The organism is Paraburkholderia sp. ZP32-5 (genome assembly GCF_021390495.1).
Classification (GTDB): Bacteria; Pseudomonadota; Gammaproteobacteria; order Burkholderiales; family Burkholderiaceae; genus Paraburkholderia.
The window spans coordinates 1,577,911-1,593,106 of sequence record NZ_JAJEJP010000001.1 but is presented as its reverse complement, the minus strand read 5'-3'; the positions used below and the strand labels follow the sequence as shown (position 1 = coordinate 1,593,106).

Below are 15,196 nucleotides of genomic sequence, written 5' to 3'. Positions count from 1 at the left end.
GCGATGAATCTGTCGCGTCCGTTTATTTCCCGTCCGGTCGCCACCACGCTGCTGGCGATCGGCATCGCGCTGTCCGGTGTATTCGCGTTCACGAAGCTGCCGGTGGCGCCGTTGCCGCAGGTCGACTTCCCGACCATCTCGATTCAGGCGACGCTGCCGGGCGCGAGCCCGGAGACCGTCGCGACGAGCGTCGCGAGTCCGCTGGAGCGGCATCTCGGCTCGATCGCCGACGTGACCGAAATGACCTCGTCGAGCTCGGTCGGCTCGACGCGGATCACGATGCAGTTCGGCCTGAACCGCGATATCGACGGCGCCGCGCGCGACGTGCAGGCGGCCATCAACGCGGCGCGCGCCGACCTGCCCGCGAGCCTGCGCAGCAACCCGACCTACCACAAGGTCAACCCGGCCGATGCGCCGATCCTGATTCTCGCGCTGACGTCGAATACGCTGACCGCCGGCCAGTTGTACGACTCGGCGGCCACCGTGCTGCAGCAATCGCTGTCGCAGGTGGACGGTGTCGGTGAGGTGGATGTGAGCGGCTCGGCGAACCCGGCCGTGCGCGTCGAGCTGGAGCCGCATGCGCTGTCGCACTACGGCATCGGTCTGGAGGACGTGCGCGCGGCGCTCGCCGCGGCCAACGCGAACAGCCCGAAAGGCTCGATCGAGTTCGGCGAGAACCGCGTGCAGCTCTATACCAACGACCAGGCGAGCAAGGCATCGCAATACAAGGACCTGGTAATCGCCTATCGCAACGGCGCGCCGGTCAAGCTGTCCGACATGGGCGAGGTCGTCGATTCGGTCGAGGATCTGCGCAACCTGGGCCTCGCGAACGGCAAGCGTTCAGTGCTAGTGATCCTGTACCGCCAGCCGGGCGCGAACATCATCGAAACGGTCGACCGCGTGAAGGCGATGCTGCCGCAGTTGCATGCGTCCCTGCCGGCCGACGTCGACATTCTGCCCACCTCCGACCGCTCGACGACGATCCGCGCGTCGCTGAAAGACACCGAGCGCACGCTGGTGATCGCGGTCACGCTCGTCGTGATGGTGGTGTTCCTGTTCCTGCGCAACTGGCGCGCCACGCTGATTCCGAGCGTGGCCGTGCCGATCTCGATCATCGGCACGTTCGGCGCAATGTACCTGATGGGCTTCTCGATCGACAACCTGTCGCTGATGGCGTTGACCATCGCGACCGGCTTCGTCGTCGACGACGCGATCGTCGTGCTGGAGAACATCTCACGGCATATCGAGAACGGCGTGCCGCGCATGAAGGCAGCATTCCTCGGTGCACGCGAAGTCGGCTTCACGGTGATGTCGATCAGCATCTCGCTCGTTGCCGTGTTCCTGCCGATCCTGCTGATGGGCGGCATCGTCGGGCGGCTGTTCCGCGAATTCGCGCTGACACTGTCGCTCGCGATCGCGGTGTCGCTCGTCGTGTCGCTGACGCTGACGCCGATGATGTGCTCGCGCCTGTTGCGCGAGCCGCATGATCAGCACAAGGAAAGCCGCTTCGGCCGCTGGCTCGAACGCGGCTTCGCGTCGATGCAGCGCGGCTACGAACATACGCTCGGCTGGGCGCTGCGCCATCCGCTGCTGATCGTCGTCGTGCTGCTGCTGACCATCGCGCTGAACGTCGTGCTCTATGTCATCGTGCCAAAGGGCTTCTTCCCGCAGCAGGACACCGGGCGGCTCGTCGGCGGCATCCAGGCGGATCAGAGCACGTCGTTCCAGGCGATGAAAGGCAAGTTCTCGCAGATGATGGAGATCGTCAGCAAGAATCCGGCGGTCGAGAGCGTGGCCGGCTTCACCGGTGGCCGGCAGACCAACTCGGGCTTCATGTTCGTGTCGCTGAAGCCGAAGAGTGAGCGCAAGCTGTCCGCCGATCAGGTGATCCAGCAGTTGCGCGGTCCGCTTGGTAACGTGGCCGGCGCGCGCACGTTCCTGCAGGCGGTGCAGGATATTCGCGTCGGCGGCCGTCAGTCGAACGCGCAATACCAGTTCACATTGCTCGCCGACTCGACGCCTGACCTGTACAAGTGGGGGCCGAAGCTGACCGAAGCGCTGCAGGCGCGCAAGGAACTGGCGGACGTGAACTCCGACCAGCAGCAAGGCGGCCTCGAAGCGATGGTGACGATCGACCGCTCAACCGCGTCGCGGCTCGGCATCAAGCCCGCGCAGATCGACAACACGCTGTACGACGCGTTCGGCCAGCGCCAGGTGTCGACGATCTACAACCCGCTGAACCAGTACCACGTAGTGATGGAAGTCGCGCCGCGCTACTGGCAGAGCCCGGAAATGCTGAAGGAAATCTACGTCAGCACGTCGGGCGGCAGCGCGAGCGGCGCGCAGACCACCAACGCGCCGGCCGGCACGGTGACGTCGAAAGTGACCACCACCGTCCCCACCAGCGCGACGACCGGCGGCGCAGCCGGCACCACCGCGACGAGCGCGGCCAGCATCGCCGCCGACTCGGCCCGCAACCAGGCGATCAACTCGATCGCGGCGAGCGGCAAGTCGAGCGCGTCATCGGGCTCGGCGGTATCGACCGCGAAGGAAACGATGGTGCCGCTGTCGGCGATCGCGAGCTTCGGGCCGGGCACCACGCCGCTGTCGGTCAATCACCAGAGCCAGTTCGTCGCATCGACGATCTCGTTCAACCTGCCACCGGGCGTATCGCTGTCAACCGCGACTCAGGTGATCTACGACACGATGGCCGAGATCGGCATGCCGTCGACGATTCACGGCAGCTTCCAGGGCACCGCGCAGGCGTTCCAGCAGTCGATGTCCGACCAGCCGATCCTGATTCTTGCGGCGCTCGCGGCCGTCTATATCGTGCTCGGCATCCTGTACGAGAGCTATATCCACCCGCTGACGATTCTGTCGACGCTGCCGTCCGCGGGCGTCGGCGCGCTGCTCGCGCTGCTGCTGTTCAAAACCGAGTTCAGCATCATCGCGCTGATCGGCGTGATCCTGCTGATCGGTATCGTCAAGAAGAACGCGATCATGATGGTGGACTTCGCGATCCAGGCGTCGCGCGAGGGTCTGTCGTCATACGATGCGATCTACCAGGCGTGTCTGCTGCGCTTCCGGCCGATCATGATGACCACCTTCGCGGCATTGCTCGGCGCGCTGCCGCTTGCGTTCGGTAATGGCGAGGGCGCGGAGCTGCGCGCGCCGCTCGGTATTTCGATCGTCGGCGGGCTGATCGTGAGCCAGATGCTGACGCTCTATACGACGCCGGTCGTGTATCTATATATGGATCGCCTCCGCGTGCGCTGGGAGGCGAGAAAGGCGCGCCGTACCGGCGGCGCGGCGCCGACGTCGTCATGACGCGGTGACGGCGGCACGGCGTAGGCAGCATGCGTGAGGGCTTCCAGCGCATGCCTGCCGATGCGCCGTGCATCGGTGAATGCAATTCAACGAACGTGAGGCTTCTGTCGTTAAAGCTTCTGTTCGACAGCCAGCGAAAAAATCCGCTGCCATTGCCGGGCCTGCCGCTCGCCCGACATCGGTACGAGCCATTCGCCCTGGCGCGCGTCCTTGACCTTCAGCGCGAGCCACGCTTTGCCGTCGCGGCTCCGCGTTTCGGCGCCTAATAGATCGGCAAAGATATAAGCGCCCTGCTGCTCGCCGACGCGAATCTCGCAGAGCCGTTTCGCCGCGGCGAGTCGCACGGAACCCCAACTGCCCGTCAGCTCGTGCGTCCAGTCGCCGTCGCGCACATTCGGCGCGACCTCGCGGCGGCGCTGCCACCAGTACGCAAGCGCGCCGATCAGCAGCAACGCGGCCAGTACCGCGACGCCAATCGCGACGGCCGGCCCGAAGGCCACCTGCAGTGCATAAAAGGCGCGCACCGCGCCATACACCAGCGCGATCAGCGCAATCAATGCAACGAGAATTGGCATCGCTAGTTCGCCCGGCAAAAGGGTTTAACGTGGCACGCGAGATCGCCGGCTCCGCGCGCCAAAGACAGCTGCGCGCATCGTAACGTCGCACGCGAAAGCTGTCTGTGATGTAGAGCCCGCGTGGCCATCCGCACCACGCGCGACGCGCAGCGACATGCCGCACAGCGGATCAATATCACTGCGCCTTATGCGTGGCCGCCCAATCCTTGACCGCCTTCATCGTGTTCTCGACGTGCTTGTCCGGCGACATGCTGGTGTACTCGTAAATGATCTTGCCGTCGGGCGCGATCACGTACGACACGCGATTCGCCATGCCGCCTTTCAGCGGCAGCGCCGCGTCGTAGGCGTCGATCACTTTCGCGTTGGCATCGGCCGCGACCGGGAATTTGCTGCGACATTCGCTGACCGAGAACTTCGTCAGCGTATCGATGTTGTCGTGCGACACGCCGATCACCGTCGCGCCGTACTTCTTGTATTCGTCGACGGCTTCCGCGAACTCGTGCGCCTCGATCGTGCAGCCCTTCGTGAACGCGGCCGGATAGAAGTACAGCACGACCGGCCCCTTCTTCAGTTCGTCGGCCAGCGAATAGGTGTAGGTCTTGCCGCCCAGCGACGCATCGGCGGTGAACGCCGGCGCGGCATCGCCGGGTTTGAGCGTCGCCGACGCAAGCGGCGAATGCATCGCGCATCCAATCGCGATGACTGCGGCGAATGTCGCCGGTAGCTGTTTTATCTTCATCTGCTCCTCCATGCGTGTGCGCACGCGTTGCGTCCCATGAACCGCGACGGTTTCGCGCGGCTAAATGCCGCACCAGCCGCCAAGCATTCTATTGGACCACGGATGCGTGTCGCGTGTACGAAGCAGCATGCACCGCAAGCCGATTGAAAAGCTGCGGCACGAAACGAGCCGAAGAGCACGCCGGAAGAACATGCGCCAGACGCCCGAAGCACTTCAAGCGCCCCGCCCTCGCCCTATCTGACAACCGGCTCCGCCACATGCGCGCCAAACCACGCCGCCGCCGACAGATTCAGCTCGGACAGCACATCGGGCGTCAGTTGCGTGAAGCCAGCCGCCGCCGCGAGCGGCGCGGGATCGCGGCCCTCGCCGGCCACTTCGGCGATGCGCAGCAGCGCGCCGAGTTCGCCATGGTGCGTGACGATCGCTTCGCGAATCTGCGGAGCGAGGCCAAGCTTTTCGAGCACCGCGCGCGGCGTGCTGTCGAGCACGACATGCACCAGCGAAAAAATCCCGGTCATGAACGCCGCGTCGGCGAAATCGCCGTCGGACGGGCGCAGCCAGTTCGCGGCAAGCTCCATGAAGCGCGAACGCGTCGCGGCCAGCTGCACCAGCGGATCGGCACGCCACGGCAGATCGCCGGTATCGGCATACAGCAGCAGTTGCGCCCAGCGCGCGATCTGCCGCGTGCCGGTTGCGATGATCGCCTCGCGCAGCGACGCGATATTGCGCCCGAGCCCGAACGCGCTTGAATTGACGAGACGCAGCAACTGCACGACCACGCTCGGGTTCAGCTTCAGCTCCGCTTCGAGTTCGACGATGCCGGCGTCGCGCGACAGCAGCGCGAGCAGCCGCAGCAGGCCCGGCCGCAACGAGCGGTTGCGCGGCGCGGTCAGCACCTGCGGCCGCGCGAAGAAGTAGCCCTGGAACAGATCGAAGCCGAGTTCGTGCGCAAGCGCGAAGTCCTCGCGAGTCTCGACCTTCTCGGCGATCAGCGTCTTGCCGTAGCCGCGCAGCATCGACGCGAGCTTTGCAACCAGCTCGCGCGGCGTCTGCAGGAAGTCGATCTTGACGATGTCCGCATACGGCAGCATCGCGATCAGTTCGTCCGAAATCTCGCGGACATCGTCGAGCGCCACTTCGAAGCCGGCGCCGCGCAGCTCGTCGAGACGATGCGCGAGCGATACGTCGAAGCGCACCGTCTCGAGGATTTCGAGCACGAAGCGCTCGGGCGGCATCAGATGGACGATGTCGCTAAAGAGCAGCGTGCGGTTGATATTGACGAAGCCGCGATGCCGTCCGAGCACGGCTGGCACACCGATCCCGCCGATCGTGCGTGCGACCACCTGGGCGGTCGCCTGGGCGTCGTCGCTGATTTCGGCGTAGTTGTGCGCGCCCGCGCGGAACAGCAGCTCATAAGCGTTGAGCGCGCCGTTGCGATCGAGGATCGGCTGGCGGCCGAGATAGACGGACTGCGCGGCGACATCGAACAGCATGTCGTCAGCGGCAGATCCGGCGGATGAGCCAGCAGATGAACCAGTGGTGATATCAAGCACCTCGGCCTACCGGGAAAATCCCGGGAAGGACCCGGGGGGCCTGACTGACCGGGCAATGGAGCGTTCGGACATGGATCATCGGCACAGGATTCGAAAGGGCAGCAGGCGACGGCACAGCCGTCACCGCACACAGGGTTTGCCGTATTAACGGACAAAAAGCGGCGCCACTTTAGCCGAATCGCCCTAGCCGTGGCACAAGGGCATTTCCTTAGCCGATGTTTTTGATAGCGTCCGCTAAAGATTTCGCGTCGCGGGCCGTTATCTCGTTCTGATACGCCGGCCTGGTAACCCCAGGCCGCCTGAACCGGCGGACAAGCAGCCCCGCCAGCGGACCCAATCAGGTTGCCACCACCGACATACATGGAAGCAAATACGATCACCGCGCCCCGCCGGGGCTCCCTGCGCACGGTCATCGACCGGCTTCGCGGATTCGGCCGACGGGCCGACGAAACACCGCCAGCCGAGACGAATCGCGCTCCGCAGTTGGAACAGGTGGTCGGCGCGGTCGACCTGCTCGCGCACGTCGACGATGCATTGCGCTTCATCTACGTGTCGGACGCGAGCCTGCGCTTCATCGGCTACCACCGCGAATATCTGGAAACGGCCACACTGCACGATCTGGTCGCGCCGGCCGATATCCCGCGCCTCGACGCGCTGCTCAAGCTCGCCGCGACATCGGGCAACGTCGAGAAGGCGACGCTCGGGCTCGTCAAGTCGCTGACCTACCCGATCACGGTCGAGTTGCGCGTCGTGCGCAGCCATCACGACGGCGTCGCAGGCTACGCGATCGCCGGCTTCGACGTGTCGTCCTGGCGCGCCACCGAGGAGCGCCTGACTCAAGCCCTGCATCTGGATCGCCTGACCAGCCTGCCGAACCAGTCCGGCCTGCTGCACGCGCTGCTCGACGCGCAGCACCAGGCCGACGCGCACGGCACGCCGGTCGCGCTGCTGCTGCTCGACATCGACGACTATCAGCGCGTGAACCGCGCGCTCGGCTACGATGCCGGCGACGAAATGCTGCGCGACACGTCGCGCCGGCTGCTCAATATGACGAGCCCGAACGAAACGCTCGCGCGCGTCGCCAGCGACGAGTTCGCGGTTCTGGTCAAGCCGGCCGCCAACCGCACCGACGCGGCGGCCGCCGCCGAAGCGCTGGCACGCCGTCTGCTAAACGCGATCCAGCAACCGTATGTGTTCAAGGGCCAGCAGGTGCACCTGTCGGCGAGCATCGGTATCGCGTTGTATCCGGACGTGCGTCACGCGAACGACACGGCGAGCCACGACACTCATCTGTTGCGTTGGGCCGACCATGCGCTGTTGCAGGCGAAGGCCGCGGGCGGCAACACGCTCGCGTTCTACGTGCCGGACGACAACCCCGCCGACGCCGAGCGCCTGAAGCTGGAGGCCGATCTGTACGACGGCGTGCGCAACGGCGAGTTTTCGCTGCACTTCCAGCCGATCACGAGCAGCCGCACCCACGGCGTGGTCGGCGTGGAAGCGCTGATCCGCTGGACGCACCCGGTGCACGGGCTGTTGCCACCGTCGATGTTTATCCCGCTCGCGGAGTCGATCGGCCTGATCAACTTCCTCGGCAACTGGGTGCTGAAGGTCGCCTGCATGCAGTTGATCCAGTGGGATGCAAAAGGCATCCCGATGCAGTACGTGGCCGTGAACGTGTCGCCGCAGCAGTTCCGCGATCCGCGCTTCAAGGACGCGGTGCACGAAGCGATCGAGTTGACCGGCATCGATCCACGCCGGGTCGTCTTCGAGATCACCGAGAGCCTGCTGATGCACGATCCGGTCCATGCGAAGGCGTTGCTCGAGGATCTGACCGCGATGGGCATCCGCTTCGCGATCGACGATTTCGGCACCGGTTACTCGAGTCTCGCGTATCTGCAACGGTTTCCGCTGGCCAAATTGAAGATCGACCGGAGTTTCGTCGAGAATCTGCTAACCTCGCGAAACGATCAGGCAATCGTTAGCGCGGTCGTCGGGCTGGCTCAAACGCTCGATCTCGAACTGGTTGCCGAAGGCGTCGAAACGGAAGAACAACGCACGCTGCTCACGGAGATGGGCTGCGATCACATTCAGGGCTGGGTCGTCTGTAAAGCGCTCCCGTCCGACGAACTGGCGCGGCGTTTCGAATCGCGCGAGCTTCAGCTCCACAGCGCGTAGCGGCCGATGCAGACACGGCGCCACCGTAGTGGAACAAGCCGGCTCACCACCGGCGTGGCACTTACTGGAATACGTATGGCTTTGGCGGGACTCACATGGTAAAGGCGGCAGTGCTCGACCGGCTCTGGGCGCGCATGAGCGAACGCGGCGATTTCCCGATGCTGTCGCAATCGCTGCGCACCACCATGGCAGCGATGAACAACGACGACCTCGACTTCACCGGCCTCGTCCAGGTGGTGTTGTCGGATTTCGCGCTCACACAGAAAGTGCTGCGGCTCGCGAACTCGGCGATGTACATGGCATTTGGCGGCAATATCACAACCGTATCGCGCGCGCTGATGGTGCTGGGTATGGATGCGGTCGGCCATCTGGTGGTCGGCCTGAAGATCGTCGATCACTTTCATCACAGCGCACCGCGCCGCATCGACGCGAAACTCGAACTGAACCGCACGCTGCTGTCCGGCTGCGTCGCGCGCAAGCTGACCGAACGCGGCGATCTGCGTGCCGGCGAGGAAGCGGTGGTCTGCACGCTGATGCGGCAGATCGGCAAGCTGCTGGTGGTGTTCTATCTCGACGCCGAGTGGGACCAGATTCGCCGCCATATCGACGGCGGCGCGCTCGAAGCAGACGCATGCGTGCTCGTGCTCGGCGTCACGTTCGACGAGATCGGCGCGGAAGCCGCGGTGCGTTGGCGCCTGCCCGACACGATCCGCTCGGGCATGGGCGAATTCGATCCGCAGGACACCGAGCAGCCGCGCCAGGTGCAATGGCTGCGCGCGATCACCAATTATTCGACCGCGGTCGCTGACGTGCTCACGCAGCAGAACATGCCCGAGGGCGAGCGCGAGGCACGTATCGGCGAACTGGCGCAGGAATATAGCGGCGCGCTGAACACCGACCCCGACGTGTTGCTACAGATGAGCGTCGCGCTCGCGGCCGAAGAAGGCGGCGACAGCGTGATGCGCGAGATCGTCGAGCTGCGCGCGAATGCCGATGCGATTGCACGCGAGGCGCTGTCGCCCGAGGCGCGCATCGCGGTCGGCGTGACGGATCTGCGCAACCTGCCCGAAGGCAGCCCGCTACAGCCGGCGCTCGGCATGGCCGCGGAAACCGTGCTTGCCGGACTCGGCTTTGCGCGCACCGTGGTGTTCGTCAAGCACAGCAACGGTACGTTCAAGGCGCGTCTCGGGCTGGGCCCGAAGATCGATGCCGCGTTGCCGAGGCTCACGTTCAACACCGCGTTCGAGCCCGACGTGTTTCATCTCGCGATTGCGAATTCGGTGGGCATCTTCATTGAGAACGCGCGCGACCCGAAGATGGTCGCGCGCCTGCCCGAATGGTTCCGTCGCGCGTTCGACGACGCCCGCGCGTTCGTGCTGTTGCCGGTCGTCGACGAAACCGAGCAGACCGTCGCGCTGCTGTACGGCGACTGGTCGCATACGCAGGAGCCGCGCCGCATCTCGCAGAAGGAGATGGGCGTACTCAACGAACTGGCCAAGGAGTTAGGCCGTTTTTTCGGCCAGGGGCAGATGCGGGAAATGGAGATGATGTGAGGACGTGGCGCGATCGTTGAGCGCCGTGCTTCATTGTCATCCGTTCTGTGTTTGCCCGAAAACAAAACCGCGCCGATATGGCGCAAGGCTTGAATCAAACCTCGCGCGAGTGTGCGCCGCCCGGCGCTCAGTCCTCAATGCGTTCGAGTCCCGCGGCGCTGCGATCCGCAACGCCGGCCCATGCGCCCGCCGCGAGCCCCAGCTGCGCGACTTCTTCCAGCGTCAAAGGCTGCAGACGCTCGCATAGCTCGCCCACGCGCTCCCACGCGCCGCATTCGAGCGCTTCGACCGCGCTCAGCAGCAGACCCAGCCTGCCCTCGCGATGCAGGATCGCCGCCTGAATCGGCCGCGATAGCGTAAGGATGTTCAGCGTCTTTTCGAGCGAGCCACCGAATACCGCGTCGACGAACGAAAACACGCCGGTCAGAAATGCGGCATCGGCTTCGTCGCGGCCCGCCTCGGGCATGCGCTCGATCGCGAGTTCCATGAAGCGCGCGCGGGTGGCCGCGAGTTGCAGTAGCGGGTCGTCTTCGAGTGCGACCTTGCGGCCGTCCGCATACAGCAGCAATTGCGTCCAGCGCGCGATGCGGTCGGTGCCGGTCGCGTTGATCGCGTCGCGCAGCGTCGTCACTTTATGGCCGACGGCGAGACCGCTCGAATTCGCGAGCTTCATCAGATGCATCACCAGCACCGGGTTCAGCTTCAGCTCCGCTTCGAGCTGCGCGACGGTCGGGTCGCCCGCGAGCAGTTGCAGCAGATTCAGCAGCGCGTGACGCGGCGCGCTGACGCGACGCGTAGCCGAACTTTGCGGGCGCGCGAAGTAATAACCCTGAAACCGGTCGAAGCCGAGTTCATGCGCGGTTTCGAAATCCTCCTGCGCATCGAGGTTCGACGCGAGCAGCAGCTTGCCCGCCGACTTCAACACGCTCGAGAGCTTCCGCAGCAGCGCCGGAGGTGCGCGCGAGATATCGATCTTGACGACCTCGGCATACGGCAGCAGCTTCGCGAAGGTCTCGGTGGGCTGCGTGACGTTGTCGAGCACGAAACGGTAGCGGCGGCTATGCAGATAGACGAGACGGGCGATCAACGCGTCATCGACTTCGAGCGACGGCGGCAGTTCGAGCATGAAGCGCTCGGCGGGTAGCCTGAGGATCGCGTCGTCGAGCAGCAGGTCGCGGCTCACGTCGATGTAGGCCGGATGGCCGGTCAGCGCGCCGCGCACGTCGGGCTGCACGAGACCCTGCACGATCGCACGCGCGACGCGCTCGGCCGGAGTCGGCGCGCGGCCCGGCAATACGTCGGCTTCGGTCTCGGTTTCGGTGGGGGCCGGGCTTGCGGCTTGCGATGCCGCGTGGTCCGCTTCGTCTGGCGGCGTGAGCGGCAATTCAGGCGCGCGCACCTTGATCTCGTAGCCGCACAGCATGCCGTCCCGATTCAGAATGGGCTGCCGCGCGAAGCTGGCCGTAAGCGGTGCGTCGTTGGTCGAGCCGCTCTGATTCACTGTGTCGATTGCGATGGTGGTCATTCCCGGTCCCCGCTCAGCGCCGCTTGTGCTTGCCGCTGTTTTGTAGCGCTATGTTCTTGGTTCTCGCCGCACTATCGCACAGGGTTATGACGGTGGTCAGGGTCCTCGCGCGGGCACGGCATGTCTCGCGATTTTATCGCGGGGCGCCTGCGACCGCATACGTTTGCGCGGCAATATCTCAAAAATTTGCCTGATCGCGGGGATGCTCGCGCGTTCACCGCGTCGCATCGCATGCGTGTACACGGGTACGCGCAAATGCAAACGGCCGCGCATGGCGGCCGTTTGCATCGATACCGGTTGAAACGCCATCGCCGCGTCATGGCGACTGCGATGGCAATGTCGTCGCAACACTGCGCATCGCACCGAAGCGACGCGCAACGCAAACTTACTTCAGCACCACCTTCACGTCGAAGTACTTCGCGGCGAGCCGGTCGATCGTGCCGTCCGCCTTCAGCTCCTTCAACGCGCCGTTCAGCGCGTCCTTCAGCGCCTTGTCGTTCTTGCGCACGCCGTAGCCGACGCCCGCGCCGAGCAGCTTCTCGTCGCTGACGGCCGCACCGGCGAATTCGAAGCCCGCGCCCTGCGGCTTTTTCAGAAAGCCCTTCGATGCAGCTTCGGCATCCTGGAACGACGCGTCGAGACGGCCCGACGCGAGGTCCGCGTAGATCTGGTCCTGGGTCTGATACGGCACGACGTCGACGCCGGCCGGTGCCCAGCGCACCTTCGCGTAAGTTTCCTGGATCGTGCCTTGCAACACGCCGACATGCTTGCCCTTCAGCGATGCGGGTGTCGGCTGCAGGCCACTGCCCTTCTTCGCGATCATCTGATTCGGGATTGTGTAGATCGGATCGGTGAAATCGATCGCCTGACGACGCTGGTCGGTGATCGTCATGTCCGAGTTGATCGCGTTGAACTTACGCGCCTCGAGTGCCGGAATCAGACCGTCGAACGAATTCTCGACCCACACGCATCTGGCCTTCAGTTTTGCGCACACGGCATTGCCGACATCGATATCGAAACCCTGCAGTTCGCCGGCCGGCGACTTCGATTCGAACGGCGCATACGACGCCTCGACGCCGAAGCGCACTTCCTTGATATCCGCCGCCGATGCGGTGCCTGCCGCGAAAACCGCCGTCGCGAACAACGCGAGCGCGGCCATGTTGGGCCAATTCTTCTTCATTACGGGTGGTCCTTACGGGGTTGACTGAAACAGAGCCGGCTCGGCGGGGACAGGCGGTTTACGCCCGCCGCGAACCAGATTCGCGGCCGGCAGGTTATCTGCGGCAGCCGCGGAGGCCGCGATTGTACACGCTACCTGTCTAGACAAGTGTCGGCAGCGTTTCGGCGGTGGTATCGATCACGAGCAGACCGGCACGCAGGCCGGGCTTGACCGTCGCATTCGGAAACACGATGCGTTCCTCGTCGTGACGCACGGTGTAGCGATAGTCGCCGTCGCGCGCGAGCAAGGTGCCCTTCGCGAATGGCGTGAAGTTCGGCACGTCGGCTGCGAGCAGCAGTTCGAACGCGTCGCTTTGCTTGGTCAACTGATCGATCACGGTGAAGACGCGCGGCATTGCCGCGGCGGGATCGGCATCGGCTTGCACGTCACGATCCACGTTGACCCGCGTGCCGGCGAGCAGCGCGCGCACCGCGAGATCGGCACCGGTGAAACGCGTCAGATCGTTCTGGCCGAACGGCCGCACCTTGCCCAGTTCGAGCGTGCAGCCCTCGGTGCCGCACGCCTGCGCGGTGAAGTGCGAATACGTGTTGCCCTTCGTCGTATGCAACAGCACCGCGCTGATCCGCGCGTCGCCGAGCCATTCGAACATTGCGCGCGACAACGGCTTGCCGGTATGCGGCAATAGCGCGAAGCGTTCGAACACGGAAGCGCGGATCGCCGTATGCATGTCGATATGCCAGCGCGCGCCGGGCGCGTCGGATGCCGCAGCGAAAAAGCGCAGCGCGGCCTGTTCGAGCGCGGCCGCGCGCGGCGCTTCATGACTGCCCGGCAGTTGCAGATAACGGCCGCTGAACAGCCGGTTCAGATCGTCGTCGAGATATCGGCAGCCGTCGCGCATCGCGTCGATGTTGCCGAGAATCACCAGCAGCCGGCACGCGAGCGCGGCGCGGCCCTGCGCGATATCGGCGACGATGCGCGACAGCAGTTCGATCGGCGCGGTCTCGTCGCCATGCACGCCCGCCGACACGAGCACGCTGCGGATGGGAGCGCTTGCTTCGGCGGGCTCCATCATCAACACGCCGTCATCGAGCCATGTCCAGCGCACGCCGTTCGCGCACACGCGCTGCGCTTCGGACGTTTCGTGCTCGGCGGGTCGCGTGCCGGCGAGTGTCCACGCGAGGAAGTCGTCGACGAGCGGGCTCGACGCTGCACCCGGCAGTGCGTGCTCAGCGCTGGAAGTCATACAGCGAGCCCAGGTCGAGAATCTGCGTCAGTTCATCGAGCGCGGTGCGTGATTCGACCAGCAGTTGCGGATCGGTCAGATCGGATGGTGCGAGACGATCGCGATAGTGCTTTTCGATCCACGCATCGAGGCGGCCGAACAACGCATCGTTGATCCACACGCCCGGCGCGACCGCCGCGCGCTCCGCGTCGTCGAGCACCACCCGCAGACGCAAACAGGCGGGGCCGCCGCCGTTCTTCATGCTCTCGCGCAGATCGAACACCAGCACCTCGTCGATCGGCCCGCTGTGCGACGTCAACTCGTCGAGATATGCAGCCACGCGCGGATTTTCGCGGCACTCCTGCGGCACCACCAGCACCTGCTTGCCGTCGGGCCGCGTCAACAACTGGCTGTTGAACAGATACGACGAGACTGCATCGGCGACGCTCACCTGCGCGTCGGGCACTTCGATCACGTTGAAGCCCGCATGCAGGCTCGCGAGCTTCGCGCGCAGTTCGTCGTACACCGCGTTCTGTTCGACGAACGCAAGCTGATGGCAGAACAGCGTGTTGCGATTGCCGACCGCGATCACGTCGTTATGGAACACCCCCGCGTCAATCACCTCCGGATTCTGCTGCGCGAACACCGTGGCCGCATCCTGCAAGCCGTGACGATGCGCGACCGCGCGGCTCGCCTCGAAAGTCTGGCGCGCCGGATAACGCTTCGGCTCCGGCCCGCGACGATATTCGCTGCGGCCATACACGAAGAATTCGACGCCGCGCGCGCCGTACTGCTCGCAAAAACGCGTGTGATTCGCGGCACCCTCGTCGCCGAGCGCGGGCGTGCCGGGCAGCGCCTCGTGCACGACGAAGCGGTCACGGTCGCCGAAAATCGCGTTCAGCGTGCGGCGCGTCGATTCATGTTCGATCGCGCGATGCAGCTTGCTGCACAGGTTGGCCGGCGTGAAGTGCACGCGGCCGTCGTGCGTGTCGGCGGACGGGCTTACGGTCGCCGCGTTCGCGGTCCACATCGCCGAGGCCGAACTCGCGGCCGCCAGCAACTCGGGCGCGTTGCTCGCGACGCGTGCGATCACGCTCGCGTCATCGCCGGAAAAACCGAGTTCGCGCAACAGACGCATCGACGGACGCTCCTGCGGCGGCAGCACGCCTTGGTGAAAACCGAGGTCCGCGAGCTGCTTCATCTTGCGCAGACCCTGGCGCGCCGCGGCCTTCGGATTCGCGACCGATTTCTCGTTGCTCTGCGACGCGACGTTGCCGAACGACAGCCCCGCATAGTTGTGAGTCGGGCCGACCAGACCGTCGAAATTGGCTTCAGTGGCTTGCATCG

At 65.0% G+C, this 15,196-nt stretch carries 10 protein-coding genes; 3 read left to right on the top strand and 7 right to left on the bottom strand.

Annotation, left to right across the window (positions count from 1 at the left end; genetic code table 11):
• Positions 1 to 3 precede the first annotated feature (3 nt).
• Positions 4 to 3,327, top strand: a complete 3,324-nt coding sequence (locus L0U82_RS06760) for an efflux RND transporter permease subunit (protein WP_233829336.1) — start codon at positions 4 to 6, stop codon at positions 3,325 to 3,327.
• A gap of 110 nt (positions 3,328 to 3,437) precedes the next feature.
• On the opposite strand, the gene L0U82_RS06755 is transcribed toward L0U82_RS06760, so the two are convergent.
• The 3 genes from L0U82_RS06755 to L0U82_RS06745 form a co-directional block, all read right to left on the bottom strand.
• On the bottom strand, positions 3,438 to 3,902 hold the full coding sequence (locus L0U82_RS06755; protein WP_233829334.1) for a hypothetical protein: 465 nt from the start codon (positions 3,900 to 3,902) through the stop codon (positions 3,438 to 3,440).
• 175 nt (positions 3,903 to 4,077) lie between these two features.
• Complete coding sequence (locus L0U82_RS06750) at positions 4,078 to 4,641, bottom strand: peroxiredoxin (RefSeq protein ID WP_233829333.1); 564 nt, start codon at positions 4,639 to 4,641, stop codon at positions 4,078 to 4,080.
• 233 nt (positions 4,642 to 4,874) lie between these two features.
• Positions 4,875 to 6,134, bottom strand: coding sequence for an EAL and HDOD domain-containing protein (locus L0U82_RS06745; protein WP_233829331.1), 1,260 nt, complete (start codon positions 6,132 to 6,134; stop codon positions 4,875 to 4,877).
• Between the two features lie 420 nt (positions 6,135 to 6,554).
• Here L0U82_RS06745 and L0U82_RS06740 point away from each other — a divergent pair, with 420 nt between their 5' ends.
• Positions 6,555 to 8,369 carry a putative bifunctional diguanylate cyclase/phosphodiesterase gene (locus L0U82_RS06740; protein WP_233829330.1) on the top strand — a complete coding sequence of 605 codons (1,815 nt, stop codon included), beginning with the start codon at positions 6,555 to 6,557 and terminating at the stop codon, positions 8,367 to 8,369.
• A gap of 95 nt (positions 8,370 to 8,464) precedes the next feature.
• Positions 8,465 to 9,922 carry an HDOD domain-containing protein gene (locus tag L0U82_RS06735; protein ID WP_233829329.1) on the top strand — a complete coding sequence of 486 codons (1,458 nt, stop codon included), beginning with the start codon at positions 8,465 to 8,467 and terminating at the stop codon, positions 9,920 to 9,922.
• Positions 9,923 to 10,049: 127 nt separating this feature from the next.
• Here the strand turns inward: L0U82_RS06735 and L0U82_RS06730 are convergent, their stop codons facing one another.
• The 4 genes from L0U82_RS06730 to astB form a co-directional block, all read right to left on the bottom strand.
• Positions 10,050 to 11,447, bottom strand: coding sequence for an EAL and HDOD domain-containing protein (locus tag L0U82_RS06730; protein WP_233829328.1), 1,398 nt, complete (start codon positions 11,445 to 11,447; stop codon positions 10,050 to 10,052).
• Positions 11,448 to 11,832: 385 nt separating this feature from the next.
• Positions 11,833 to 12,627, bottom strand: a complete 795-nt coding sequence (locus L0U82_RS06725) for an ABC transporter substrate-binding protein (protein WP_233829327.1) — start codon at positions 12,625 to 12,627, stop codon at positions 11,833 to 11,835.
• Positions 12,628 to 12,766: 139 nt separating this feature from the next.
• A complete protein-coding gene (gene astE / locus L0U82_RS06720) occupies positions 12,767 to 13,870 on the bottom strand; it encodes a succinylglutamate desuccinylase (protein ID WP_233829326.1) in 1,104 nt (367 codons plus the stop codon).
• Complete coding sequence (gene astB / locus L0U82_RS06715; protein ID WP_233829325.1) at positions 13,854 to 15,194, bottom strand: N-succinylarginine dihydrolase; 1,341 nt, start codon at positions 15,192 to 15,194, stop codon at positions 13,854 to 13,856. Before astB ends, astE begins: the two co-directional genes overlap by 17 nt.
• Positions 15,195 to 15,196 lie beyond the last annotated feature (2 nt).

Coding starts and splice junctions, on each gene's coding strand:
- L0U82_RS06760 (WP_233829336.1), top strand. CDS start 4: ATGAATCTGTCGCGTCCGTTTATTTCCCGTCCGGTCGCCACCACGCTG.
- L0U82_RS06755 (WP_233829334.1), bottom strand. CDS start 3,902: ATGCCAATTCTCGTTGCATTGATTGCGCTGATCGCGCTGGTGTATGGC.
- L0U82_RS06750 (WP_233829333.1), bottom strand. CDS start 4,641: ATGAAGATAAAACAGCTACCGGCGACATTCGCCGCAGTCATCGCGATT.
- L0U82_RS06745 (WP_233829331.1), bottom strand. CDS start 6,134: ATGCTGTTCGATGTCGCCGCGCAGTCCGTCTATCTCGGCCGCCAGCCG.
- L0U82_RS06740 (WP_233829330.1), top strand. CDS start 6,555: ATGGAAGCAAATACGATCACCGCGCCCCGCCGGGGCTCCCTGCGCACG.
- L0U82_RS06735 (WP_233829329.1), top strand. CDS start 8,465: ATGGTAAAGGCGGCAGTGCTCGACCGGCTCTGGGCGCGCATGAGCGAA.
- L0U82_RS06730 (WP_233829328.1), bottom strand. CDS start 11,447: ATGACCACCATCGCAATCGACACAGTGAATCAGAGCGGCTCGACCAAC.
- L0U82_RS06725 (WP_233829327.1), bottom strand. CDS start 12,627: ATGAAGAAGAATTGGCCCAACATGGCCGCGCTCGCGTTGTTCGCGACG.
- astE (WP_233829326.1), bottom strand. CDS start 13,870: ATGACTTCCAGCGCTGAGCACGCACTGCCGGGTGCAGCGTCGAGCCCG.
- astB (WP_233829325.1), bottom strand. CDS start 15,194: ATGCAAGCCACTGAAGCCAATTTCGACGGTCTGGTCGGCCCGACTCAC.